The following is a 23,121-nucleotide window of genomic DNA, read 5'->3' on the forward strand; positions in this document are numbered from 1 at the left end:
CTAAATTTTACCTATTTTTACCAAATAAACACTTTTCTTCATGAATCCGTCTACGACACAAAAACTAGATATCCAAAAAGTTGCATCTTCAAGAATTGGAGAAGTAGATTTCAACGATCTTACTTTCGGAAATACTTTCACCGATCACATGTTTGAATGTGATTACAAAGATGGTGCTTGGCAAAACCCGACCATTAAACCATACGGTCCGTTAACCATTTCGCCGGCTGCAAAAGTTTTTCATTATGGGCAAGCGGTTTTTGAAGGCATGAAAGCTTTCAAGGATGAAGATAATAGAGTTTGGCTTTTTAGACCTGAAGAAAATTTTAATCGAATAAATAAATCGTCCACACGGATGGCCATTCCAGAGTTCCCGAAAGATATTTTCTTTGAGGCGTTAACTACCCTCGTAAATATTGATAAAGATTGGGTACAACAAGGTCTTGGAAATTCACTTTACATTCGTCCGTTTGTAATTGCAACACAAGTTGGCGTTTCTGCATCGCCTTCAACAGAATATAAATTCATGATTTTAATGTCGCCAGCGCAAGCTTATTACACAGGCGATGTTAGAGTAGTAATAGCAGAACATTACAGCCGCTCGGCAAATGGTGGTGTAGGTGCAGCAAAAGCAGCCGGTAATTACGGCGCACAATTTTTCCCAACTAATTTAGCCCGCGAAAAAGGCTTCCAGCAAGTTATTTGGACAGACGCCAGCGACCATAAATTATTGGAAGAGGCCGGAACAATGAATGTGTTTTTTAGAGTAAACGACACACTTTTAACTGCTCCAGTTAGCGATAGAATCTTAGATGGCGTTACTCGAAAAAGTGTTTTGGCTCTTGCAGAAAGGGACAATATTACTATTGAAGTAAGACCAGTTTTAGTTTCTGAAATCGTGGAAGCTGCTAAAAACGGAAGTTTAAAAGAAATTTTTGGAGCAGGAACGGCAGCAGTAATAAGCCCAGTAAGCGCTTTCAGTTATAAAGAAACCGTTTATGACATCGAAAAACAGGAAGATGGTTTTGCTTTGCAATTCAAAAAAGAATTGATGGACATTCAATACAACCGCAGCGACGACCCTTTTGGCTGGAGATTTGAAGTAGTTTAACTGAAAAACAAAAACATATTTAAAAAAGTCCAAAACGTAAAGTTTTGGACTTTTTTGTTGGCTACTTTTCAAGAATGGATTTAATATTCGGTTTAAAATAATTGGGACCTTTTAAAACCTTTCCATCTTCACGATAAATAGGCTTTCCATCTGCGCCCAACTTGCTCATGTTACTTCGTTGAATTTCATTAAACACTTCTTCAATTTTATCCTGCATTCCATGTTCAATGATAGTTCCGCATAAAATATAGAGCATATCGCCCAGTGCGTCTGCAACCTCAACCAAATCGTTATTATTTGCGGCTTCAAGGTATTCTTCGTTTTCTTCGCGCATAAGTTCGTACCGCAATAAGTTCTTTTTTAAGTCTAAATTAGCGGTTGGTGTATTTTTTATCCCAAGACTAAATGCTTTATGAAATTCAGTAACTGCGTTTATTTTATTCTTCATATTAAAGCCCTGATAGAAGGGTGATTTTTAAATTAGTATTGTATTTTTGACAACTGTAAAACTACAAATTTATGTTTAGTACCGGCCAGTGGGTTTTTGCTGTTTTATTTTTTATTGTCTTCGTAATTGTAATGATTTTCAGTTACCGCGGAGATAAAAAACTTCACAAAAAATACTATAAAGGTAGTTTTTGGATACTGCTAGGTTTTATAGCATTCATCCTTTTTCTGTTAGTTGTAAAGACATATTTAAAAAAATAACTTTTTAGCCGAGCTCGCTATTCTCTTAGTGCTCGCCTACTTTTTATTCGATTCACTACAAAAACATTCGTATAAATTTCCTGCTAAAAATACCTACTAGTAGGTATTTTTAGGAATTCCCCCCTACCCTATATTTGTCTAAATCCATTCGAAGTTTGCTATTTTAAAAACTGAAAAATGGAATCTGTTTGATTAGGCATTCTATTTATATAGAAGAAAAAACCTAAAAGTGCATTGTGAAATTTGAAACATCCTGAGCAATATATACTCTTTGGGGAGAGAGGAAACGATTGCAATAAGACTAAGCGATGCACTACGGGTTTTCTCAGAAATTAACCAGAAACTTGACAATCAATGCATAAAATTTAAAAGTGAAAACGAACAAAACACTAACCTTAATCCAAATTATATTATGAAAAAACTAATGTATTTATTTCCGTTTTTAATAATCTTCTGCTTCTTTTTTATAAGTTGTGAAGAAGAGGAAGAGGCCGAACCAGAACAAGAAATTGTAGAGGTAAATGAAACTTCTATAATACCGTCTTCCTCATTTGGGCGAACGAATAACTATTTAGGATGTATAGAAATTTCAAGCAGAATAACCAATATTTCGGTTTGGGATCACGGTACTGTAGACGGTGATATCGTTTCTATTATTGCAAATGGTAATGTAATTATAGACGAACAAACACTTAACGGTCCTTCTAGCCCAATAAGTGTTGATTATGATTTTGGGTATAATGGTTTCAATTACGTAACGCTTTATGCTCACAATTTGGGTGATATTCCACCAAATACTTGCACAGTTGCAATAAATGGAGTCGAGTTTGTTTTGGAAGCAAATCTGGATGCCAATGGAGCCGTTGATGTAATTATTGGAGGCTATGGAGTTGATTGCAGCGATGCTGGCGGCAACGGCGGTGGCGGCGGCGGCGGAAGCAACAAAGGAGATGTAAAGTTTTGGACTAGCTCAGATTTTGGTTGTGGCCCAATTACCGTAAACTTAAGTGGCGTGGGCTCCAGTTCTATTTCTAGTTACTATACTTCTGGAACTCCAGATTGTGTGCCAGATGGTGCAGGCGGTAATTTTAGCGACTTAACACCAGGCACATACAATTATACCGCAAGTTGCCAAGGCTATAACTGGGATGGTACTGTTACCGTTACAGAAGACTCCTGCTTTAGAATGCAACTAACCTTGTAATTATTTCAATTATCTATTTTGAATATAGGCAAAAAATTGGTTTTCTAAATTGATAGCTAGATTGAAATAATATTTAATTCACAATATTTAAAAATACCCTTAATTGGGTATTTTTTTTTGTTTTGGCATAAATTAAATTTGAATACGAACTAATACCTGTTATTATGAAAAATTATATTCTTTTAACTGCTTTATTTACTTTCTCAATTTTAAGCTATGGGCAAGTAAAGACCTTAACAGACGATACAGTTGCCAGCGCAATTGAAAACAGTACCAAACCATTTATAATCGATTTTTACGCTACTTGGTGTGCACCTTGCAAAATAATGTCGCCTATAATGGAGGAATTGGCCGAAGAATATAAGGGTGAGGTTACTTTTTACCGAATGGATGTAGATGCTAACGAGACTGATGATTATCTAGGAATTGAATCTATACCCACGTTCTATTTTATTATGGATGGTGCCAATGTAGGCGTACAAGAAGGCTCACTTTCTAAAGAGAAATTTAGAGAACTTATAAACGAAAATTTTGAACTAACCACAAAGGCAACATTTGATGAATATAGTGATAAAGAAATAAGTGATAAATGGTTCGATTGGAGCTCGTTAAACCTTTTGGCTTGGCACGGTTATGAAGAACATAACGAAGCCGAAGTTCTTTCAAAATGTATTGAAATTGTGCTTCGTTCTATTCAACTAAATGAAAACAGTTACAATCTTGATACTTATGCCGCATTACTTTACAAAACAAAAGAATATTCAAAAGCTTTGAAACAAGCCAAAAAAGCAATTGAAAAGGCAATTGAAAACGATGAAGATTATACTTCCACGACGCTTTTAGTAAACCTTATTATTGAGCGATTATAAAAACGTATTACATTAACCAAAGTAATATTCAATTAAAAAAGCCTTCAAAATTACTTTTGAAGGCTTTTAAATTTTATAAATTGTACTCTTAGTTTACCGCTGGTAAATTGCTGTAATTTTCAGAATAGTAAGTCATTTGTTCTGCAAAACCTTTTGGCTGCTCTATAGTGAAACTTTCAATCTCACCATTGGCATCCATTTTTGGAACAAGTATAGGATTCACAAAACCGCTATAAGGCGCTGCAGTAAATTGCTTGTTGCGATCCAATATTTCTTTATGAATTTTTTGATCTACTTTTACACCGTAGGTTTCAACTAAATGCTCTACCGCTGCATAATCCCCTTCACTTTTAATTCGCTGTGTTTCGCGAAGCAATTGACCGAATAAGTCGTGAAGTTTATCGTAATCAGTGATATTGAAATAGGTTTTGCCGTCGCGCGTAATTTTTTCAATTACGTTGTCTGCTTTTCCTTTTTCAAAAACCCAAGAAGAAACCCACTGGCGGTTACGCATATGTGCTTCTTCAACATTATCGCCTAAATTCAAACGAATTAATTGCGTCATCAAACCGTTACGGATGTAACCGTCGTATGCGGCCATACCAACTTTTTTCCAATCATCAACCAATCCTAATTCTTGAAGTTTTGGGTTGTATAAATAGTAAAGACCAACTAAATCTGCACGGCCTTCTTCTAATGTAGACGCGTAGTTTTTTAATGTTTCTTTGGTTTCACCAACACCAGGATTCATTTGTCCAGATGCATGACCAATTACTTCGTGAAGTGCGGTGTGTAATTTATCGCCTATTTGCCCGTATTTTTCTTCCAATTCAAGTTCTTCGGCATCATTAACAAATTCTTTCAATCTGCCACTGCTTCCTGCATTGTTATAAGCTTCAATAATATTTCCTAATGAAACAGATTTACTACCCACAGCAGCGCGTATCCAGTTTGCATTTGGAAGGTTTACACCAATTGGCGTACTTGGTGAAGCATCACCAGCTTCTCCAGCTACATTTACTACTTTATAAGTTACACCTACAACGTTTTTCTTTTTGTGTTCTTCCATTAATGGCGAGTTATCTTCAAACCACTGTGCGTTTTCAGAAACAACTGCCATTTTTTCAGACATATCAAAATCTTTTAGTTGCACTACCGTCTCATACGAGCCGCTATAACCAAGTGGATCGTTATACACTTCAATAAAACTGTTTATGTAATCTATATTCCCTGCTGTTGCAGAAGTCCAAGCTACGTTGTAGTCATCCCACGTTTGAAGATCTCCAGATTTATAATATTGAATTAAAAGACCAAGTGCATCACCCTGTGCTTTGTTTTCGGCAACACCTTGGGCTTTTTCTAGCCATTCTACAATTTTATCTATTGCTGAGCCATAAAGTCCGCCAGACTTGTAAACCAATTCTTTAAGTTGTCCATTCTCTTTCACCAATTTTGAATTTAAACCAAAAGACAATGGCTTTTCAGGATTTGGAGAAATCTTTTTAGCATAAAAAGCTTCTACATCCTTATTAGTAACGTCTGGCCCATAAAAGTTAACGGCACTTTCAGCTACATTATCTACACCTTTTGCTTGGTTTACTTTTTTAGCATCTTTATCGTTAAAAATTACTTCAAAAGCTTCACCTTCCAAGGTTGTGTTGGTATCGGTTAAAAGTTGCTTTAAGTAATCTGAAGAAAATTCAGGCTTCATTTTAGCATTGGAATAATGGTGGTGAATCCCGTTACTAAACCAAACTCGCTTTAAGTAGGTTTCAAAATTTTTCCAGTCTTCAGAGTTTTTATCGCCGTTATAATTGGCGTATACATTCTCTAACGCTTTTCTGATAGTAAGGTTATGACGGTAGTTTTGATCCCAAATAATATCTCTTCCCGCTAGTCCAGCTTGCGTAAGGTAGTATACAAGTTTCTGCTCCTTTAGGGTAAGTTTTTCCCAACCCGGAATTTGATAACGCAATATTTTTATATCGCCAAACGATTCTACGTTGTAGTCAAATTCTGTGGTTTCAACTGCTTCCACTTGAGCTAAATCGTTTTCTGCTTTGTTGTCTTTACAAGAAAAAAACAATAAACCGCTTATTGCCATTGCAATAAAAAAGGTCTTCTTCATATTATAAAATTTTTAGATTCCCGCAAATGTACTAAATTAATAATCGCAATAATATTTTAAAAAAAACACTGCAAATGAGCGAGATTGATTGTAAAATGCGTCCATGATTTTTCACTATCTTAGCAACACCAATTAACACCCAACCAAATGAAAATATTAAAGTACTTATTTTTTCTTCTTCTCATTATTATTATCGGTAGCGCGATTTATTTCGGAACACAAGATGGAACATATGACATTCAGGATTCCGCAATAATTGCAGCACCGCCAGAAGTTGTTTTCAGTAAAGTGAATAATTATAAAAGCTGGGAAAAATGGGGGCCGTGGAAAAAACAAGACTCTACCATGACTTTTACTTATGCCGAAAAAACTTCGGGTGAAGGCGCATCGTATTCTTGGGATGGCGAAATGAGTGGCGCTATGACTACAACAAAGGTTATTCCGAATAAAGAAATAGAACAAGATTTAACTTTATATACGCCTGCTGGAGAAAGAAACCCAAAAGTGTATTGGAAATTTGAAGATGCCGATGGCGGCACAACAGTAACTTGGGGAATGAAAGGCGAACACACCCTTATTGATAAAGCATATTATTCATTAAGCGGTTTTGACTTTGAAACAGCGATGCACCAAATGAATAAATCTGGTCTTGAAGGAATTGCCGTTGAAGTAGCCGAAGATATGAAACAGTATTCCATAAATGTTGACGGTGTTACGCAATATGGCGGCGGTTATTATATGTATACAACTACAGTTGCTAAACAAGACGAGGTTGATGAAAAAATGGCTCCTTTAATGAATGAAGTAATGAGTTTTATTACCCAGAACAATCTCGCTATGGCAGGAAAACCTTTCACCATTTATAACGAAATAGACAATACAAACAACACCGTTATTTTTTCAGCGGCAGTACCTGTGAATGCGCAGGTTATTACGCCAGAAGGAAGTCCAGTTGTTTGTGGATTTATGGAGCGAGTAACGGCAGTAAAAATTTCGCTTAAAGGAAATTATGAACATCTTTCCGAAGCATATTTAAAAGGAAGACAGTACATTACTAAAAACGACCACCAAATAGACACAAACCGAAAAATGTTTGAAGTTTATATAACCAACCCAGAGGAGGTACTCAACCCCGCCAATTGGTTAACAGAAATTTACATACCAATAATCTCTGTACCCGAACCTATAGAAGAAGGAATGTAAATGAAGCAGTTAGCATTGGTTTTTTTAGGCGGCGGCTTGGGAAGCACTTTTAGATACGGGCTATCCAAGTATTTTAACAACTACGAAACTGGAATACCCTACGGTACTTTTGCAGCAAATATTCTGGGGAGTTTACTAATCGGAATAATTCTAGGACTTGCTTTAAAAAACGAAACACTTTCGCAAAATACTGTATTGTTTTTAGCTACAGGATTTTGTGGCGGTTTTACTACCTTTTCAACATTTGCTTATGAAAACCACCTTTTCCTAAAAAGTGGAGATTTTATGTCTTTTGCGCTTTATACTATTGCCAGCTTCGTTATTGGCTTCGCGATGGTTTTTTTGGGAATGTGGTTAGTGAAGGTAATTTAATGCTTCCCAAAATCTTTCACACCCGCTTCAATTCTAATTAATAAATCGTTTTCCTCTGGCGGTATTGGGCACGAATATCGTGGGCTGTAGGCACAATATGGGTTATAAGCTTTATTAAAATCAATGACTATTTTATCTCCTTCAGGAATACGCTGATCTAAAAACCTTCCTCCACCATAGGAGCCATCGCCACTCGTTAAATCTGTAAAAGGCAGAAAGAGATAATCGTCGTAACCTGGCTCATCGTATGGTTGCACACTTTTAAAAAGATTCAAAATAAAGTCTTTTCCTTCTAGCGTGAAATGTGCTTCGCCATATTTTACATATTCCGGTTTTCGCGCAGTTGTGGTTGGCATTAAAAACGGTTTCTCATCTGGTGTGCGGACAAATTTTGCCTCAACAATAAATTTTTCTTCAATGGGATAAAATACTAAACCTTTAAAGTTTTTGAAATCCTTTGGTTCTAAAATTGTGGTTTCAGGATTGCTGAATTCTTCATTTAGCTTAATTTGTTCTGCTTTGCTTTCAGAAATTAATTCTTCATTTTGTGCCGAAATAGTTACGCATATTAAAAAGAAGCTGAGAAATAATAGTAATCCTTTCATCTGTAGTTTTTAGTAAAAATATAAAAACTACAATTAGGCCTCCGTTTTATTTATAATTAATTTTTTCACTACATTTGATGAATAATTCATAAAAAATGAAAAATAACTCATACACCTGCCGCAAGTATCAGGTCATTTCTAGAAAGAAATGCCGGCGATGTATGTATTGACACTTTAGCAATTAATTTATTCAATATAGAAACGTCTCGGCTTTAACCGGGACGTTTTAGATTTATAACCTAGTATGAAAAAGATATATACCAACTATTTAGCAAATTTTCGCGGCCTCTCGCGAGAAATCTGGCTATTGTCTTTGGTTACGTTCATTAATCGTGCTGGGGCAATGGTTATTCCTTTTTTATCTCTTTATCTTGTAAATGTTGAAGGTTTCAATCTACCACAAGTGGGGTGGATTATGTCCTGCTTTGGTTTAGGTTCTTTGGTAGGCACATATATTGGCGGTAGATTAACCGATACAATTGGTTTTTATAAAGTTATTCTTGCGAGTCTATTTTTAGGTGGCGTAGGCTTTGTACTCTTGCAGTTTATCGAAACGTTTTATGGTTTTTGCATTGGTATATTTATATTAACAATGATGACGGACGCAGGACGACCCGCCATATTTGTTGCCGCAGACACCTACAGTAAACCAGGAAACATAACTAGATGTATAGCATTAATCCGGCTGGCTATAAATTTAGGCTTCTCCATTGGGCCATTAGTAGGTGGTTTAATTATAGCGCATTTAAACTATACTTCTCTTTTTTGGATTGATGGTCTTACTTGTATAATGGCGGCAATTGCTGTAATTCTTCTTTTACAACCGAAGAAACAAAAGGACAATAACGCCGGTAAAACGATCGTCGTTAAAGAAGGAGTTGCGCCTTATTTGAATAAATTATTTATACTGTTTTTCGTAATAATGGTGGCAAACAGTCTTGCGTTTGTTCAATATTTTTCGGTGATGCCGATATTTTACGAGCAGGTTCATTTTCTCTCTGAAGATGTAATTGGCTGGTTGCTATTTCTGAATGGAGCTACAATTGTAATATTCGAAATGCCTTTAATTGCTTGGTTAGACCGAAAACAGATTTCGAAAACTATGGCAACGTTTTGGGGAATATTTTTTCTCGGACTTAGCTTTTTAGTACTAAACTTAACAAGTTGGAGTGGTATATTAGTGGTAGCAATGCTACTAATGACACTCGGTGAAATGATTGGTTTTCCCTTTTCGAATGCGCTCGCATTAGAAATGGCTCCCAAAGGTAGAAAAGGAAGTTATATGGGTTTGTATAGTATGAGCTTCAGTTTTGCACATTTAATTGGCCATAATGGAGGAATGAATCTCGTAAATAGTTTTGGCTATTTTAGCACATGGACGTTTTTCGCAATCTTCCTTCTTTTAATAGCTTTATTGACAATATGGCTCTACTTTCTGTTGAAGAAATCTAACACTGGAAATATCTAAATTTCAGTTTTTTATATGTGATTGTTTTTTCGCGCGGCGTTGTTTTCGCGAAACAATAACTGCATCAGCACATGAAATCATTAAGCCGATACTCGCAAAAAGACAAATTATCCTAACTACTTTAGCACCCGGAAATTCTAAACCTGTAAAACCTAATAATACTGATACAACAGTAATTATTAAAAAGTGAATAGTATAGTTTTTCATAACATTTTAATTTGTAGACGTATAGCTAATATACTATGAAAAATGATGCAGAATTCTTAAAAATAAACCAATTATTAACTCTTTAACAAAATCTATTTTAGTGGTTTCAAATCGTTGTTTTTAACCACGTGCGAAAGAACAATTTGGGTTTTGGTTTCGCCGTAAACTATCAGTTGGTCAATAAAAGTTTCTAAATGTTTTTGATTCTTGAGAACTACTTCCATTACAATATTTTCATTTCCAGTGATACGGTAACAATTTAGAACTTCGTCATAAGTTTTCACCACATCTAGAAATGGTTTTAACTTCCCCATAAAGGCTCGAAGGGTAATAATTGCTTTAAATTGATAGCCAGCTTCAAAGGGCGAAACAACAGTGAAATAACCAGTAATTATACCCGAATCTTCCATTTTTTTAATACGTTCCGACACCGCAGGCGAACTAATACCTACCTTTCTTCCTATTTCGGTACTGGGCTGACGCGCATTTTTTTGAAGACAATTTAAAATTTTCCAATTTAACAAGTCAATGCTCATATTAAAGTATATTTAAAAAAATCATTAATAATTAAATCAAATATACAATTTTGCTTTAATTATTATTGTAAAATGTGCTGTTTAGTCCTTAAATTTGATACGCTTAAAAAAAGAAAAATGTCGTCCCACACCTTTGGAAAAAAATCGCAATCTGCTGTTTACTCAAAAGCATTAGATATATTCTCGTTGGCTAGAAATATTTCTGCCTACATTGGTCATGATTTAGCGCATTTACATAAAAATGGCTCTGAAGATCCGAATATTTACTTCACGGGAGATATTGTACAACAATCTGTATCCTTAGGACCGCAAATATTAAAGGCCGAAAGCCAGCCGTTTTCCGAAGAAAAGCATAAATACGCAGCTTCGGTAATGCGATTATCAAATTTGCTCTATAAAAACTGCGAACGTTTAGAAAGAGTAAATAGTAACGGAAAAGATTTTTTACCATTACTTCGAAAAGAGCTTAAAAAGTTCAGAAAACTTCAACATACTTGGAGGTTGACGCTGTAATTTACACTTCAAACATTTATCCTACTTCTTTCCATTTCAATTGTTACATTTGTAAAAGGCATAACTATTTATAAATGTTTGACGAGGAGAATGATTTCGATCCAATGGAGCGGCACAATCGCGTGCGGCAGATGCCCATTTTCATAAAAGCAGAGGAAATCAGGGAGTTAGTGCGGCATATTGTTACTTCTGTTGAAAAAACTGATATCGTCTTTAAACGTAAAGTTGAAAAGGAAATGTTAGCGCACAACCTAGATTACCTAATGGAAAACGCTTATACAATTCCTGCAAAAATTTCTGGTGCCGAAGCTGTTGAAATCTACGATCTTAAAATGGAAAATGCGGCTATTATTCGTAAAGCTGCTAGAGAATTAATTACCGACGTTCGTGGAATACAAATGCACGGTTTTAAGGATATTGAATATTTAGATTTGCTGCGAAAAGAGGTTGAAGAATTCAGAATACTTTTTGCTGAATGGGTGAAATCTTTTGACCCTTGGGATTATATTATAGACCGTTGGGGACTTTTCAACCCACCCGGCGTAAATTACGATGATCACGACCCCGATGATATTCCCTTCGACCCGAGCAACCTTCCCGACGAATTTTTTTCAGATTCCGATGATTTTGATGAAGACTGGGATGAAGAAAATCTCGATGACGAAGAAGAATGATTAGCGAACCAATCTAGGGTCCACACTAAATTTACCTTTTCGAACTACTTTAAGTTTCCCCGAATCTAAATGAGCTGGGTTAATAAGAATATTATTTTCTAGAGATAATATGGCTGAAGGCACCCGCATCGCTAAACTTTCTTGATTTTTTAACCATCCCGAACCGAACATTTGCAACTGGTTAACAGCTGCCTCCGTGGTCCATTTTGGATTTATAAAATCAATAGAAAGTACAGTTTTAATATCCTCATCTGGAATTTCAACTTCTAAAAACGAATAATCCAAAGGCAATTGTGCAAATTCAATATGTACTATTATTTCTAATAAACTCAGTGATAGGTTTTCTGAAAAATATAACATCGGATCGCCAATCTTATTCCATCTCCCTCCATATAAACGAGCCCCTTCACCCGATAAATCGTCGATATACTGTGTTTTAGCTATTCTGAAAATACGCACAATTATGAAGGAATTCCATGAGCAATACGCCCAAGGATATTTGTAACATGTTGAATTCCAAACCTTGTATCCAAAAAATCTAAAGGTTTTTGACCACTAAATATATAAGGTTTTGAATGTAACCAATTTCTAAAATTTTCGAGTGTTCCTAAAACCGCTATTCCTTCTGAAACCACTTCTGCAATTTCAAAAAGTTGTTCTGTATTTGAAACCCCCAAAAGATCATCATCTGCTTTTCGCTGCAACGTTCTATGAGAAATATGAAGCAAATCGCTCAATCTATCCATGGAAATATCTAAAACTTCACACAACGAATAAACAACGCTTTTAGGCAAACCTTTTCTGGTAATTGCAATAAGATCTATATCGCTATTTACCACTTGCCCTACCTGGGCAATACCTCCTAAAACCCCAACGATTCTATCGAAAGGGTTATTAATAAGGTAAAAGACTTCGGGTTCTTTAGCTAAATTTACATTAGTACGATTATCATAAGTTTCCACAATCACGACATTTGACACAAATATACGTATTTTTGTCGTGATTCAAAAATTTATTTACATATTTCGTCTATACTGCCCACCAACATCAAACAGGGCTTCGGTAATTTGGCCTAAGGAGCATATTTTAGTTGCATTCATTAATTGTTCAAACATATTTTCATTGTGAATAGCAGCAGTTTTCACTTTCTCAATTACGCTTGTTGAATTGTCCGCATGCATTTTTTGAAGATTTTTTAGGGTTTGTATCTGTACCTGCTTTTCTTCATCTGTTGCGCGAATAACTTCCGCTGGAAGAACTGTTGGCGAACCTTTGCTACTCAAAAAAGTATTTACCCCAATAATTGGAAAATCACCGTTGTGTTTTAAGGTTTCATAATACAAACTTTCCTCTTGAATTTTACTGCGCTGATACATCGTTTCCATAGCTCCTAAAACGCCGCCACGTTCAGTTATACTATCAAATTCTTTTAATACGGCTTCTTCAACTAAATCTGTCAATTCTTCGATAATGAATGAACCTTGAATAGGGTTTTCATTTTTAGCCAATCCAAGTTCCTTATTAATTATTAACTGAATAGCCATTGCTCGACGTACGCTTTCTTCCGTAGGAGTAGTAATTGCTTCGTCATACGCATTTGTGTGCAGCGAGTTACAGTTATCATAAATAGCATACAAAGCTTGCAAAGTAGTACGAATGTCGTTGAAATCTATTTCCTGTGCGTGCAACGAACGACCAGAAGTTTGAATGTGATATTTCAACATCTGAGCTCTAGGATTGGCACCGTATTTATTACTTAATGCCTTAGCCCATATTTTTCTAGCCACACGACCAATAACTGAATATTCAGCATCTATTCCATTGCTGAAGAAGAATGAAAGGTTCGGACCAAATTCGTTAATATCCATTCCGCGGCTTAAATAATACTCAACATATGTAAAACCGTTGGAAAGTGTAAAAGCAAGTTGCGTAATAGGATTTGCACCCGCTTCGGCAATGTGGTAACCACTGATAGAAACCGAATAGAAATTTCGAACTTTTTTCTCAATAAAATATTCCTGTACATCGCCCATTAAACGCAATGCAAATTCCGTAGAGAAAATACAGGTATTCTGTGCTTGATCTTCCTTTAAAATATCAGCTTGAACGGTTCCACGCACTTGCTGTAAAGTTTCAAATTTAATTTTATCGTAAACCTCCAAATCCAAAACTTGATCGCCGGTAACTCCTAGAAGCATAAGTCCGAGTCCATCATTGCTTTCAGGAAGTTCTCCATGATATTTAGGGCGTTCAATTCCTTTTTCAGTATAAAGGGTAGCAATTTTCTTTTCTACTTCCGCCTCTAAATCGTTTTCCTTTATATATTTCTCGCAATTTTGGTCGATAGCCGCATTCATAAAGAAACCTAACAACATTGGTGCGGGACCATTAATTGTCATACTTACTGAAGTCATTGGGTGACTTAAATCGAAACCCGAGTAGAGTTTTTTAGCGTCGTCTAAACAACAAATTGAAACTCCCGCATTACCTATTTTTCCATAAATATCGGGTCTTAAATCTGGATCGTTTCCGTAAAGAGTTACACTGTCAAATGCTGTGGAAAGCCTTTTGGCTGGTAAACCCATACTTACATAATGAAAACGACGATTTGTACGCTCTGGACCACCTTCGCCTGCAAACATTCTAGCTGGGTCCTCCCCTGTTCTTTTGAAAGGATAAAGTCCTGACGTATAAGGAAATTCACCCGGTACATTTTCTTGAAGCACCCATTTTAAGATGTCGCCCCAAGCTTGATATTTCGGTAAAGATACTTTTGGAATTTGTGTGTGCGATAGCGTTTCAGTATGTGTCTTTATATTTATTTCCTTTCCACGTACTTTAAAACTGTAAACTGGGTTTTTGTATTTGTTTACTTTATTGTCCCAACCGGTAATAATTTCCCAATTATAGGGATCTAAATTTAGCTTTTCACGATCAAATTCAGCAAGTAACAACTTCAACAGATCTTTATTTTTTTCAGAATCAACTATTGTTTCCGAAACAATTCCAGCTTTATCGAGTTCGGGTTGTTTCCCTGAAATTGTTTCAATTGTTTTGAAAATTCCATAAAGTCGCTGAGCTACTTCTGCTTGCTCCAAAGCTTTTTTGTCATAAGCTCTGTTATTTTCAGCTATTTCAGAAAGATATCGCGTACGCGCCGGTGGAATAACGAAAACTTTTTCTTCCATTTCTTCAGAAACATGATAATCGCTATGAAGCTCAGAATCAGTCTTTTCAGCAATCTCTTTCATAACAGCTTTATAAAGCTTATTCATTCCTGGATCATTGAATTGTGAAGCAATGGTTCCATAAACTGGAAGTTCATCTTGTGGTGTTTCCCACAACTGATGGTTACGAACGTATTGTTTTTTTACATCCCTAAGCGCATCCAAAGACCCGCGCTTGTCAAATTTGTTGATAGCTACCAAATCTGCAAAATCTAGCATATCGATTTTTTCGAGCTGAGTAGCTGCACCAAATTCGGGCGTCATTACATAAAGTGATACATCACTATGCTCTATAATTTCGGTATCGCTCTGACCAATACCAGAAGTTTCAAGAATAATTAAATCATATTGCGCTGCTTTCAAAACCTGAATTGCTTCAGATACATATTTAGAAAGCGCAAGATTGCTCTGGCGTGTCGCCAAACTACGCATATAAACCCTTGGAGAATTTATAGCGTTCATTCTAATACGGTCACCCAGTAAGGCTCCACCAGTTTTTCTTTTAGAAGGATCTACAGAAATAATACCGATGGTTTTTTCTGGAAAATCAATTAAGAACCTACGCACCAATTCATCAACTAACGAAGATTTTCCCGCACCACCTGTTCCGGTAATACCTAAAACAGGGGTCGTTATTTTTTGGTTTTTAATATGAATTTCATCTAACGCTACTTTTGCAACATCCGGAAAATTTTCGGCAGATGATATAATTCGTGCAATTGCACCTATTTCTTTATTCGCTAATTTATCAACTTCACCATTCAATTTATCGCCTATCGGAAAATCAGAACGCTCCACCAAATCGTTTATCATTCCTTGAAGTCCCATTTCACGTCCATCATCTGGCGCATAAATACGGGTTATACCATAATCTGTCAATTCCTTTATTTCTGATGGTAGGATTACTCCGCCCCCTCCGCCAAATATTTTGATATGACTGGCACCCTTCTCCTGTAGCAAATCATACATATATTTAAAGTACTCGTTATGGCCTCCTTGATACGAAGTTAAAGCTATTGCATTTGCATCTTCTTGAATAGCTGTATTTACAACTTCTTCTACACTCCTATCATGACCCAAATGAATCACCTCTACCCCAGTAGATTGTATAATTCGACGCATAATATTGATTGCGGCGTCGTGACCATCAAATAATGAGGCGGCTGTTACAATTCGTACTTTATATTTTGGTTTATAGGGATTTACCTTCTCCATGGCACATTTTTTTTTAAATTATGAAATGCAAATTTAGTCAAAACCTAACGAACATAATACTTTAGAACGCTATTGATATCACAAAAAAAACTAAAAACTATTGCGATATTTGAAGATTTTTGTATATTGCAGCATCAATATTAAACAATTAAAAACTTAACATTATGAAAAAAATTTACTTATTGGCTTTTGCTATAGGAGCTTTCACTTTTTCTGCTAATGCGCAGATAATCAATGACGACATGGAAGATTATACCCCAGGTCCAGTTCACGAAGACCATTGGTCTAGCTGGAGTGGTGGTGGTGGTGCTGAGGACATAGTAGCAACTACGGCTTTCGCTAACTCTGGTGCTCAATCAGGACTAATCGGCAGCAATGGTGTTCAAGATGCACTTTTACTTCTTGGAAATCAAACAAGTGGTGTGTATGACTTATCATTTATGATGTACATCCCAACTGACAGAACAGGTTACATTAACTTTCAAGGTGAAACAGAAGCTGGTGGTGCTGGAAATGGCGGTGCTGGTGTATTCAACTCAGGAAACATTACTTTTAACTTAGATGGTTTAAGCCCTGGAACTGTTGAAGATATTGATGCTGATGGAACAGTTTACAATACCTATGCTTACCCACAGAATTTCTGGTTCGAAGTAAAATTTCATTTTGACATTGACGTTCTTACTTATACATTGTCTATTGACGGTGTAGACGGTGCTCCAGTTGGTTTTGGAACAGACGGTACTGTAGGTGCAATAGATTTCTTCTCAATTGACGCAAACAACGAATATTATGTTGATGATATTATGTTTGATACTGCTTCAGCTGGTGTTGAAGATTTCGCAGTAGGTTCTTTCAGTGTTTATCCTAACCCAGTAAAAGATATATTGAATATCAGCTCTAAAGCTGCTGTTGACAATGTAACTGTTTACGATGTTTTAGGTAAAGTAGTTCTTACACAACAACCAGGAGTTATCTCTCCTAAAGTTGATATGAGCGGTCTTGCTTCTGGAGCTTACTTGGTTCAAGTAACTATTGGAAATGCTACAAAAACAGTTAAAGTTCTTAAATAAGATCTTTAAAAATTTTTATAAAAAGAGCCCTTCAATATTGAGGGGCTTTTTTTTATATTTGAATCTTACCTAATTTTGAAACTATGATCCTTAAAAAAATCTTTCTTTTCTGCTCTTTGTTTGTTGTAATTTCATGCGCAGAACTACAACAGGTAGTTAATACATTACCCACCCAAACTGTAATAGATCCTACAATGATAGCAAGCGGGCTAAGACAAGCCTTGGATCTTGGAATTGAAAAACAGGTAACTAAACTCACCAAAGAGAATGGTTTTTATTCAAATCAGTTAGTGAAAATCATGTTGCCTGCAGAATTGCAGAGAGTGGATCAAACACTTAGAGATATAGGTTTGGGCAGTTTGGCTGATGAAGGCATAAAAGCATTAAATAGAGCCGCAGAAGATGCTGTAAAAGAAGCAACGCCTATTTTTGTGAGCGCAGTAAAAGAAATTACTTTCGCAGATGCGAAAAATATTTTATTGGGCCCAGATAACGCGGCTACCAATTATTTGGAGCAGCGAACAAACTCTCAACTTTACTCAAAATTTAATCCGGTTATTCAAAGTTCATTCGCAAAAGTTGGAGCAGATCAAATCTGGACAAACATTATCAACAAATACAATTCAGTTCCCTTTGTAACAAAAGTGAATCCAGATTTAACAGATTATGTTACTAACCAAGCTTTAAGCGGAGTGTACAAAATGATAAGTATTGAGGAAAAGGATATACGAAACAATATTGCGGCGAGAACTACTACACTGCTAAAACAAGTTTTTGCTTTACAGGATTAAGAAAAAGGATTACTGGCATTAATAATGGCAAAGCTACTTTATGATTCCATTAACCTCTTGTTAATAGAAAGTTACCATTCGCAACACTACCTTTGTAGTGCATAAATAAGCTAGCATGTTTAATTGGTTTAGAAAAAAATCTAGGATTGAAGCATTAAAAGAAAGATACAGACTTTTAATGAAGCGTTCTTTTGAGTTATCCTCAAAAGATCCTCAAAAAAGTGAAATGGCACATAACCAAGCTAACAAACTTTTTCAGGAAATTCAATACCTATCGTTTAAACAAGCTGATAAATAATTAGGTTAATGCAGGGTATTAAAATACTTATAGGCATTTATTAATCGCGATCCGTACCAGCTAAAATACTCTCCATCTACCAATTTCACTTCAGTTTCAAATTCATACGCTAAAGTATCGATATCAGCTTCTTTAAATGGATAAGGCTCTGTGGAAAGAAGTATTAAATCGGCTTTCTCAAAATCGGATGCTTCTACTTCTGGGTAACGAGATTTCTTACTGGAGAAAACATTTTCAAAATTGTTTTCTTGCAACATAGAATTAATAAATGTTGCACGTCCCGCTGCCATATATGGATTTTTCCAAATTAAATAAAGTACTTTCTTAGACTCCGAAGATTGAACAAAGTCTTTATGCTTTTTAGCTTCAAAATTTATCTCCGAGATTATTTCTGAAGCTTTTGAAGAGACCCCAAAAACATCGCCCAATAGGGCAATCATTTTAGTCGAATCTGAAATGGTTTCAATATCACTTATCCAAACTGGTGCAATATTCTCCAGTTCTTTCACCATTTCTTCGGTGTTTTCTTCTTTATTACAAATTATGATATCTGGCTGCAGTGACTCAATTTTCTGAAAGTTTACATTTTTGGTTCCGCCAACAATTGTCTTTTCACTTTTTAAATCTGCAGGATGAACACAGAATTTAGTAACGCCAACAATGGCATCGCGTAAACCGAGATCTACCAAAAGTTCAGTTTGGGATGGCACTAATGAAACAATGCGCTTCGGGGTTTCGGGAAGTTTTATGGTTCTATTTAATTGATCAGTAAATTCCATCAAGAATAGTCTTCATTTCAAGCTGCATATTTTTAGCCTCTTTGGCCGCAGCTTCAGCAAAATCAGTTCCATCTGAAGCATAAATAATTCCTCTGGAAGAATTAATTAGCAGACCAATATCTTCAGTTATTCCATATCTGCAGACCTCTTTTAGACTTCCGCCTTGGGCTCCAACTCCAGGAACCAACAGAAAACTATTTGGAACAATTTTACGAACCTCAGCAAGATATTCCGCTTTAGTAGCGCCAATAACATACATTAAATTTTCGCTGTTTTTCCAGTTTTTTGAAGTTTTCAAAACTTGTTTATAAACTTCTTCGCCTTCAATTTTTTTAGTTTGAAAATCGAATGCGCCCTCGTTAGACGTTAGGGCGAGCAAAATAGTATGTTTACTTTCGAAAGCCAGAAATGGCTCTACAGAATCTTTGCCCATATAAGGAGCAACAGTAACCGAATCAAAACCTAAATCTTCAAAAAAGGCTTTGGCATAACGCGAAGAAGTATTGCCAATATCGCCACGTTTGGCATCTGCGATAGTGAAAATTTCAGGATATTTTTCGTTTAAATAATTTATCGTTTTCTCTAAAGACTTCCAACCCTTAATACCGTATGCTTCATAAAATGCCGTATTTGGTTTATAAGCCACCGCATATTGGTGTGTTGCGTCAATAATAGCTTTGTTGAAAGAAAAGATAGGATCTTCTTCTTCTAATAGAAAATCTGGAATTTTTTCAAGATGTACATCTAAGCCTATGCAAAGAAAGGATTTCTTGTTTCTGATTTCTGAAATTAAATTTTCTGTAGTCATACTGCTATATTTCAGAAGATTATTCGCTTAAAAACTTTCGCCTGTTTCCTTTAATTTTTCGGTATTACTTACCAATTGAAGCTCGTCAACTATTTCTTGAATGTCGCCATTCATAATATTCCCGAGGTTGTATAAAGTAAGGTTTATGCGGTGATCGGTAACGCGACCTTGCGAATAATTGTAGGTTCTAATTTTTGCACTACGGTCTCCACTGGTAACCATCGAGCCGCGCTTTAAAGCATCTTCGGCTTGCTTTTTCGCCAATTCCATATCGTACAATCTAGAACGAAGCACCTTAAATGCTTTTTCTTTGTTTTTATGCTGCGATTTCTGATCTTGACACTGTGCAACTATTCCCGTGGGAACGTGCGTTAAACGTACTGCAGAGTATGTTGTGTTCACCGATTGTCCACCCGGTCCCGAAGAACAAAAGAAATCTACGCGAACATCTTTGGGGTTTACTTCTATATCAAATTCTTCCGCTTCCGGAAAAACCATCACAGTTGCAGCACTTGTGTGCACCCTACCTTGTGTTTCGGTTTGTGGAACGCGTTGTACACGGTGAACTCCCGCTTCAAATTTAAGGGTTCCGTAAACATCTTCGCCTTCAATTTCAAGGTGAACTTCTTTAAAGCCGCCGCTAGTTCCTTCGTTAAAATCTATAATATTGGTTTTCCAACCTTTGCTTTCGCAGTATTTGGTGTACATTCTTAAAAGATCGCCTGCAAAAATACTCGCTTCGTCGCCTCCGGTACCTGCCCTAATCTCCATTACAGAATTCTTGCTGTCTTCAGGATCTTTCGGCACTAAAAGAAATTTTATCTCTTCGTCTAACTTTGGCAAAAGAGTGTTCGCCTCTTCCATTTGTAGTTTAGCCATTTCTACCATTTCGGCATCGCTACCGTCAGCTAAAATTTCCTCAGCCTCGGTTATATTGTTTGTAAGCTCCAAGTATTCTGATCTTTTATCCATCAAAATTCTTAAATCCTTATATTCCTTGTTCAACTGAATATAGCGCTTTTGATCACTCATTATATCTGGTTGAATAATAAGGTCGCTTACCTCGTCGAATCGTTGTTTTATTATTTGAAGCCTTTCTAACATAGAGATTTTATAATGGGTGCAAATTTACAATTTTAACCGAAACGAAACTAATGGTAAATCTTTCAATTTTCATGGAAATTTTTTAAAAATTCGAAGATTGGAAAATGTGGTTTAAGAATTATTAGTTTCTATATCCTTCTGATTCCTTACTTCTAGAAATGAAAAGTAAACCAATACACAAAGTGATAACGCATATAAAATTCGGGCTAAGTAAACAAATGTACTACCAAAAACAAGATCGTAATACCCAATACCTCTAAAGACGCCAGAAAAAACTAGTAAAAGCACCAGAATCATGAAGCTCATGGATTGCGATGTATTGTAAATATGATTGTGAAACAAAGCGAAAAACCCCAATAAACTACCCGTTATTCCACTTAAAAGCATGAAAAAATATTGCGTCTCATTTAACGTCATTTCTTTCATTGCTCCTATCAATTGTATAAATAGAAAGCCGTTAACAAATAATATCAGGACAAAAAAGAGCGTAAATATTTTGGTGAAATGCTGTAGTTTGATTTTCGGAATAATGTACCAGAAAAATGATAAATAAGAAAGAAAGGCCAAAATCATTGACGTACTAGCTATTAATCCATTTTCAAACCATACCGTTGCAACACAGGATGCTCCGTTAAGAAACAGAAACACGACAATCCACTTTTGAATCCTATACCCGAAAACTAACAATAAATACGCTAAAATGGAATAGCAAAAAATGGCACGAATTAAGCGGTACCAAAAATAATTTTCAGCCATATGAAAACCTATGCTTATTGCTATAAAACAGATGGCAAAAATAGCCAGCCCCACTTTATATTTTCTAAAAGGCAATTTCATGAGACGTTAGCTTTATTGGTACTGAACTTAGGGATTATGGCATTAAAAATCAATAGCGAATATAAGTGCGGTATCAATATATAAACTCGCCCATAGCTGATTTTATGGTAAGTTTCTTTGAAGTAGCTGTTTCTACCCTTCCCACAATTTTAGCTTCGACATTAAATTTTTCTGAAATTTTTATAATACTATCAGCAATTTCCTTTGGCGCATAAAGTTCCATTCTGTGCCCCATATTGAAAACTTGATACATCTCTTTCCAATCTGTTTTACTTTCTGCCTGTATAAGTTTGAAGAGTGGCGGAACATCAAACATATTATCTTTTATAATATGAAGGTTTTCAATAAAATGTAGAATTTTTGTCTGTGCGCCTCCGCTACAATGTATCATTCCGTGAATTTCATTGCTGCTAAATTGCGTCAAAATTTCTTTAATAATTGGAGCGTATGTTCGCGTTGGCGAAAGCACTAATTTCCCAGCGTTTAATGGACTATTTTCAATAACATCGTCAAACTTTTTTGAACCAGAATAAACAAGTTCTGAAGGAACTGACGAATCAAAAGTCTCAGGATATTTATTGGCCAAATATTTTTCGAAAACATCGTGCCTTGCAGAAGTTAAGCCGTTACTGCCCATTCCACCATTGTATTCTTTTTCATAAGTAGCTTGTCCAAAAGAAGCCAAACCAACAATAACATCGCCCGGTTTAATATTGGCGTTGTTTATTACATTGCTGCGCTTCATTCTAGCGGTAACCGTAGAATCTACGATGATTGTTCGTACAAGATCGCCCACATCTGCCGTTTCGCCTCCAGTGGAATGAATGGTAACTCCGAACTTTTTCATTTCTGAAATTAGCTCTTCCGTACCGTTAATAATAGCCGAAATTACTTCACCTGGAATTAAATTTTTATTCCTTCCAATAGTCGAAGAAAGCATAATATTATCAACCGCTCCAACACATAAAAGGTCGTCAATGTTCATTATTAACGCATCTTGTGCAATTCCTTTCCAAACCGATAAATCGCCTGTTTCTTTCCAATACGCATACGCCAAAGATGATTTGGTTCCTGCGCCATCTGCGTGCATAATTAAGCAGTGATCCTCATCGCCCGTTAAGTAATCTGGAACAATTTTGCAGAACGCTTTTGGGAATAATCCTTTGTCTACATTTTTGATAGCATTGTGCACATCTTCTTTACCGGCAGATACGCCTCTTTGCGCGTAACGTTTTGAAATCTCTTTACTCATTGTTCATGATTATGGTAGCAAAAATACGTATTAAAAAAAAGCCCACAAAGGTGAACTTTCAACGTTTTTAGGAAATTGAACAGATTAATCCTAATAACTAAAAAACCGCCCAACAATAGTTGGACGGTTTCAGAATATAAAA

Annotated in this window: 24 protein-coding genes; 11 read left to right on the top strand and 13 right to left on the bottom strand. The window is 36.0% G+C overall.

What is annotated here, in order from left to right; genetic code table 11:
* Positions 1–40: 40 nt before the first annotated feature.
* A complete protein-coding gene (locus tag AC3RVG_RS12420) occupies positions 41–1,111 on the top strand; it encodes a branched-chain amino acid aminotransferase (RefSeq protein ID WP_489691786.1) in 1,071 nt (356 codons plus the stop codon).
* A gap of 61 nt (positions 1,112–1,172) precedes the next feature.
* On the opposite strand, the gene AC3RVG_RS12425 is transcribed toward AC3RVG_RS12420, so the two are convergent.
* A complete protein-coding gene (locus AC3RVG_RS12425; protein WP_489691787.1) occupies positions 1,173–1,559 on the bottom strand; it encodes a pyrophosphohydrolase domain-containing protein in 387 nt (128 codons plus the stop codon).
* A gap of 672 nt (positions 1,560–2,231) precedes the next feature.
* On the opposite strand from AC3RVG_RS12425, the gene AC3RVG_RS12430 reads away from it, so the two are divergent.
* Together AC3RVG_RS12430 and AC3RVG_RS12435 are read left to right on the top strand one after the other, a co-directional pair.
* Positions 2,232–3,023, top strand: coding sequence for a hypothetical protein (locus AC3RVG_RS12430; protein WP_489691788.1), 792 nt, complete (start codon positions 2,232–2,234; stop codon positions 3,021–3,023).
* A gap of 164 nt (positions 3,024–3,187) precedes the next feature.
* A complete protein-coding gene (locus tag AC3RVG_RS12435; protein WP_489691789.1) occupies positions 3,188–3,892 on the top strand; it encodes a thioredoxin family protein in 705 nt (234 codons plus the stop codon).
* An 88-nt stretch (positions 3,893–3,980) separates the two neighbouring features.
* On the opposite strand, the gene AC3RVG_RS12440 is transcribed toward AC3RVG_RS12435, so the two are convergent.
* Positions 3,981–6,020: a dipeptidyl-peptidase 3 family protein gene (locus AC3RVG_RS12440; RefSeq protein ID WP_489691790.1), complete on the bottom strand. Its 2,040-nt coding sequence runs from the start codon at positions 6,018–6,020 to the stop codon at positions 3,981–3,983.
* Positions 6,021–6,167: 147 nt separating this feature from the next.
* Between AC3RVG_RS12440 and AC3RVG_RS12445 the strand changes: the two genes are divergently transcribed.
* The gene (locus AC3RVG_RS12445; protein WP_489691791.1) at positions 6,168–7,223 is read left to right on the top strand and encodes an SRPBCC family protein; all 1,056 of its coding nucleotides are present in this window, start codon (positions 6,168–6,170) and stop codon (positions 7,221–7,223) included.
* Positions 7,224–7,595, top strand: coding sequence for a fluoride efflux transporter CrcB (gene crcB / locus AC3RVG_RS12450; RefSeq protein WP_489691792.1), 372 nt, complete (start codon positions 7,224–7,226; stop codon positions 7,593–7,595).
* Here crcB and AC3RVG_RS12455 read toward each other — a convergent pair.
* A complete protein-coding gene (locus AC3RVG_RS12455) occupies positions 7,592–8,200 on the bottom strand; it encodes a DUF1684 domain-containing protein (RefSeq protein WP_489691793.1) in 609 nt (202 codons plus the stop codon). The genes crcB and AC3RVG_RS12455 overlap by 4 nt on opposite strands.
* Before the next feature lie 244 nt (positions 8,201–8,444).
* On the opposite strand from AC3RVG_RS12455, the gene AC3RVG_RS12460 reads away from it, so the two are divergent.
* On the top strand, positions 8,445–9,668 hold the full coding sequence (locus AC3RVG_RS12460; protein WP_489691794.1) for an MFS transporter: 1,224 nt from the start codon (positions 8,445–8,447) through the stop codon (positions 9,666–9,668).
* Between the two features lie 3 nt (positions 9,669–9,671).
* Here the strand turns inward: AC3RVG_RS12460 and AC3RVG_RS12465 are convergent, their stop codons facing one another.
* Complete coding sequence (locus AC3RVG_RS12465) at positions 9,672–9,875, bottom strand: hypothetical protein (protein WP_489691795.1); 204 nt, start codon at positions 9,873–9,875, stop codon at positions 9,672–9,674.
* 92 nt (positions 9,876–9,967) lie between these two features.
* On the bottom strand, positions 9,968–10,411 hold the full coding sequence (locus AC3RVG_RS12470; RefSeq protein WP_489691796.1) for an Lrp/AsnC family transcriptional regulator: 444 nt from the start codon (positions 10,409–10,411) through the stop codon (positions 9,968–9,970).
* 117 nt (positions 10,412–10,528) lie between these two features.
* Here AC3RVG_RS12470 and AC3RVG_RS12475 point away from each other — a divergent pair, with 117 nt between their 5' ends.
* The gene (locus tag AC3RVG_RS12475; RefSeq protein ID WP_489691797.1) at positions 10,529–10,924 is read left to right on the top strand and encodes a hypothetical protein; all 396 of its coding nucleotides are present in this window, start codon (positions 10,529–10,531) and stop codon (positions 10,922–10,924) included.
* 74 nt (positions 10,925–10,998) lie between these two features.
* Positions 10,999–11,598, top strand: coding sequence for a hypothetical protein (locus tag AC3RVG_RS12480; protein WP_489691798.1), 600 nt, complete (start codon positions 10,999–11,001; stop codon positions 11,596–11,598).
* Here AC3RVG_RS12480 and AC3RVG_RS12485 read toward each other — a convergent pair whose 3' ends face one another.
* The 3 genes from AC3RVG_RS12485 to AC3RVG_RS12495 are packed head-to-tail and all read right to left on the bottom strand — an operon-like array spanning position 11,599 to position 16,040.
* Entirely contained in the window at positions 11,599–12,057 is a 459-nt protein-coding gene (locus AC3RVG_RS12485; protein WP_489691799.1) for an RES family NAD+ phosphorylase, read from the bottom strand.
* Positions 12,058–12,059: 2 nt separating this feature from the next.
* Positions 12,060–12,560, bottom strand: coding sequence for an Xre family toxin-antitoxin system antitoxin (locus AC3RVG_RS12490; RefSeq protein WP_489691800.1), 501 nt, complete (start codon positions 12,558–12,560; stop codon positions 12,060–12,062).
* 54 nt (positions 12,561–12,614) lie between these two features.
* Positions 12,615–16,040 carry a methylmalonyl-CoA mutase family protein gene (locus AC3RVG_RS12495; protein WP_489691801.1) on the bottom strand — a complete coding sequence of 1,142 codons (3,426 nt, stop codon included), beginning with the start codon at positions 16,038–16,040 and terminating at the stop codon, positions 12,615–12,617.
* A 164-nt stretch (positions 16,041–16,204) separates the two neighbouring features.
* Here AC3RVG_RS12495 and AC3RVG_RS12500 point away from each other — a divergent pair, with 164 nt between their 5' ends.
* The 3 genes from AC3RVG_RS12500 (at position 16,205) to AC3RVG_RS12510 (ending at position 18,199) form a co-directional block, all read left to right on the top strand.
* On the top strand, positions 16,205–17,110 hold the full coding sequence (locus AC3RVG_RS12500) for a T9SS type A sorting domain-containing protein (protein ID WP_489691802.1): 906 nt from the start codon (positions 16,205–16,207) through the stop codon (positions 17,108–17,110).
* A gap of 83 nt (positions 17,111–17,193) precedes the next feature.
* Positions 17,194–17,901 (top strand): DUF4197 domain-containing protein, encoded by a 708-nt coding sequence (locus tag AC3RVG_RS12505; protein WP_489691803.1) that lies wholly within the window; start codon positions 17,194–17,196, stop codon positions 17,899–17,901.
* A 115-nt stretch (positions 17,902–18,016) separates the two neighbouring features.
* Positions 18,017–18,199 carry a Lacal_2735 family protein gene (locus AC3RVG_RS12510; RefSeq protein WP_489691804.1) on the top strand — a complete coding sequence of 61 codons (183 nt, stop codon included), beginning with the start codon at positions 18,017–18,019 and terminating at the stop codon, positions 18,197–18,199.
* A gap of 5 nt (positions 18,200–18,204) precedes the next feature.
* Here the strand turns inward: AC3RVG_RS12510 and AC3RVG_RS12515 are convergent, their stop codons facing one another.
* From AC3RVG_RS12515 to AC3RVG_RS12535, 5 genes are all read right to left on the bottom strand, one after another.
* Positions 18,205–18,978 carry an ABC transporter substrate-binding protein gene (locus tag AC3RVG_RS12515; protein ID WP_489691805.1) on the bottom strand — a complete coding sequence of 258 codons (774 nt, stop codon included), beginning with the start codon at positions 18,976–18,978 and terminating at the stop codon, positions 18,205–18,207.
* Positions 18,965–19,786 (bottom strand): orotidine-5'-phosphate decarboxylase, encoded by an 822-nt coding sequence (gene pyrF / locus AC3RVG_RS12520; RefSeq protein WP_489691806.1) that lies wholly within the window; start codon positions 19,784–19,786, stop codon positions 18,965–18,967. The genes AC3RVG_RS12515 and pyrF overlap by 14 nt, the downstream gene beginning before the upstream one ends.
* A gap of 27 nt (positions 19,787–19,813) precedes the next feature.
* Complete coding sequence (gene prfA, locus AC3RVG_RS12525; RefSeq protein WP_489691807.1) at positions 19,814–20,890, bottom strand: peptide chain release factor 1; 1,077 nt, start codon at positions 20,888–20,890, stop codon at positions 19,814–19,816.
* A gap of 111 nt (positions 20,891–21,001) precedes the next feature.
* Positions 21,002–21,727, bottom strand: a complete 726-nt coding sequence (locus AC3RVG_RS12530; protein ID WP_489691808.1) for a hypothetical protein — start codon at positions 21,725–21,727, stop codon at positions 21,002–21,004.
* A 73-nt stretch (positions 21,728–21,800) separates the two neighbouring features.
* Complete coding sequence (locus AC3RVG_RS12535) at positions 21,801–22,979, bottom strand: AIR synthase related protein (RefSeq protein ID WP_489691809.1); 1,179 nt, start codon at positions 22,977–22,979, stop codon at positions 21,801–21,803.
* Between the last annotated feature and the right edge of the window lie 142 nt (positions 22,980–23,121).

Source organism: Aequorivita sp. IT1282, assembly GCF_058068205.1.